Annotated in this window: 2 protein-coding genes; both read right to left on the bottom strand. The window is 50.6% G+C overall.

Annotated features, from left to right (window positions below; all coding sequences use genetic code 11):
* The coding region (locus WBV75_RS07640) for a thiamine pyrophosphate-binding protein (protein WP_424120038.1) at positions 1–1,268 on the bottom strand (1,268 nt) is incomplete at its 3' end.
* Between the two features lie 20 nt (positions 1,269–1,288).
* Positions 1,289–2,882: dihydroxy-acid dehydratase (ilvD, locus tag WBV75_RS07635; protein WP_424120037.1), on the bottom strand; the 1,594-nt coding region annotated here is incomplete at its 5' end.

Raw genomic sequence — 2,882 nt, 5'->3', positions numbered from 1 at the left:
GACTCTTTGAATTTGGCATACCTGCACGTGACCATTTGATGCTGTCCCACATCTGTGACAATGACGGCCTTGTGTTCCGAAGCCTTATTGATTTGCTCAATGACCTCACCCATCGTCAGACCGGGTTTGGAGGGGTGTATATCATTTTCAATAACCACTTCAAACTCCTGTCGATACTTCTTATGAAACTCCCCCAACCACTCGGGATGACTGTTTTCACGAATCTTGGGCAACAACAGGGCCAGGGTTTCCCTGGCATTCCCCAGAACCGCGATATCCGTTTGTACATTTTTATCGATCTCTGCAGGATCAATCTCAAAGTGAATGATCTTTGCCTGTTTGGCATACGTATCGAGACTCCCGGTTACCCGGTCGTCAAAACGCATCCCAATGGCGATCAGTACATCGCATTCATTGGTGAGCATATTCGGGCCATAGTTACCGTGCATTCCCACCATACCCACATTCAGGGGGTGCTCCGAATCTAAAGCTGATAACCCCAGGATGGTCCATGCGGCGGGGATTCCCGATTTTTCAATAAGGGCTTTCAACTCGTCCTCAGCATTGCCCAAAATCACGCCCTGCCCAAATACGATAAACGGCTTATGGGCAGCATTGATCATAGCTGCAGCTGCCTCAATGGCATTCAGATCGGGTTTCGGAACGGGCACATAACTGCGAACTCCTTTACAGGGGGAGTATTCAAAATCGAGTTCGTCGAATTGTGCATTCTTGGTAATATCCACAAGTACAGGCCCGGGTCTTCCGGAGCGTGCAATATAGAAAGCCTTTGCCAGTATTTCCGGGATTTCCGAAGCCCTTGTAACCTGATAGTTCCATTTGGTCACAGGGGTGGAAATACCGATAATATCGGTCTCCTGAAAGGCGTCAGATCCAAGTAGGTGGCGCGCCACCTGCCCTGTGATACAAACCATAGGGGTCGAGTCGATTTGGGCGTCTGCCAGACCCGTAACGAGGTTTGTGGCCCCGGGCCCTGAAGTCGCCATGGCCACACCCACCTTTCCGCTCACCCGGGCATACCCCTGGGCGGCATGGGTGGCGCCCTGTTCATGCCTTGTCAACACATGATGCAAACGATCCCTGAATTTATATAATTCATCATAGACAGGCATAATGGCACCTCCCGGATATCCGTAAATCAGATCCACCCCTTCCGCCAGGAGGCAGTGTATAATAGCTTCAGCACCGCTTATCCGGAGTTTTGGTTTTGCAGGACTGGCTTTCTTCGCAGTTTTTACATTTTCCATAATCAGTACATGGATTGACTTTAAATTTCATCCGTCACGCATCCCTTCGAGGCAGAAGAAACCGTTTTGGCATATTTATACAAACTTCCCCGGGCAACTTTAAGCTTTGGCGGGGTCCAGGCTTTGCGTCGCTGATCGAGCTCTGCATCCGATAGCCGGACCTCAAGAGTATTTTTCTCAGCGTCGATGGAGATGATATCCCCATCCCGAATCAGTGCAATTGCCCCACCGCTTTGTGCCTCAGGGGTTACATGTCCTACTACAAATCCATGGGTGCCCCCGGAGAACCTGCCGTCGGTTATCAGGGCAACTTCCTTTCCAAGGCCTGCTCCCATTATAGCACTTGTAGGTTTTAACATTTCCGGCATTCCCGGCCCGCCCTTAGGACCTTCATATCGAATAACTACTACGTCTCCTGCCTTTACTTTTCCCTCTCCAATACCTTTATTGGCATCAAATTCACCTTCAAATACACGGGCAGGTCCTTCAAATTTCAAGCCTTCCTTTCCCGTAATTTTAGCTACGGATCCCTGCGGGGACAAATTCCCGTAGAGGATCCTCAGGTGCCCCGTTGACTTAATCGGGTTATCCAGGGGGTGGATCACCTGCTGACCTGGGGTGAGCTCTGGTACATCGGCCAGATTCTCTTCCACGGTTTTCCCTGTTACGGTCATACACTTCCCGTGCAGCATCCCGTTCTGCAGCATAAATTTCATTACCGCCGGCACACCTCCGACCCTGTGTACATCCTCCATTAAGAATTTACCACTGGGTTTGAGATCAGCCAGAAAGGGGGTCTTATCGCTGATCCGCTGAAAATCGTCGAGTGAAAATGGAATGTCGGCCGAACGGGCTATGGCGAGAAAGTGAAGGACAGCATTTGTAGATCCTCCCATCAGGACAATCAATCGCACCGCATTTTCAAGAGATTCACGGGTAATAATATCCAGGGGCTTCAGGTCTTTTTCCAGCAAAGACCGCAAGGCGCTGCCCGCTTTAAAAGCGTCCTTTTCTTTTTCCCCTCCTACCGCGGGGTTGGAAGAACTATACGGCAATGACATCCCCAGGGCTTCAATGGCAGAAGCCATGGTGTTTGCAGTATACATACCCCCGCAGGCCCCTGCACCCGGACAGGCGTGTTGAATCACTTGTTTATAAGAGGCTTCATCCATGGTCCCAGCTACTTTCTGGCCCCAGGCTTCGAAAGCAGAAACCACGTCGAGCTTCTGGTCATTCCAGCATCCGGAAGCAATTGTACCCCCGTAAACCATAACAGAGGGTCGGTTGAGCCTGATCATAGCCATAAGCGCCCCGGGCATATTCTTATCACAGCCAACCACGGTAACCAGGCCATCGTAGTTCATGGCCTGCACCACAGTTTCCATAGAGTCTGCAATAATGTCGCGGGACGGGAGTGAATACCGCATTCCGTAAGTTCCCATGGAAATGCCATCACTGACCCCAATGGTATTAAAGACAAGACCGACCAAATTTCCCTGGGCCGTGCTCCGCTTTACATGGAGCGCCAGGTCATTGAGATGCATATTACAGGGATTCCCTTCATATCCGGTACTGCCGATCCCCACCAAGGGTTTTCTTAGATCTTCTTCCGAT

It is taken from the genome of Robiginitalea sp. (assembly GCF_049588695.1).
Lineage (GTDB): Bacteria > Bacteroidota > Bacteroidia > Flavobacteriales > Flavobacteriaceae > Robiginitalea.
This window is presented reverse-complemented; position numbering and strand designations above follow the sequence as displayed.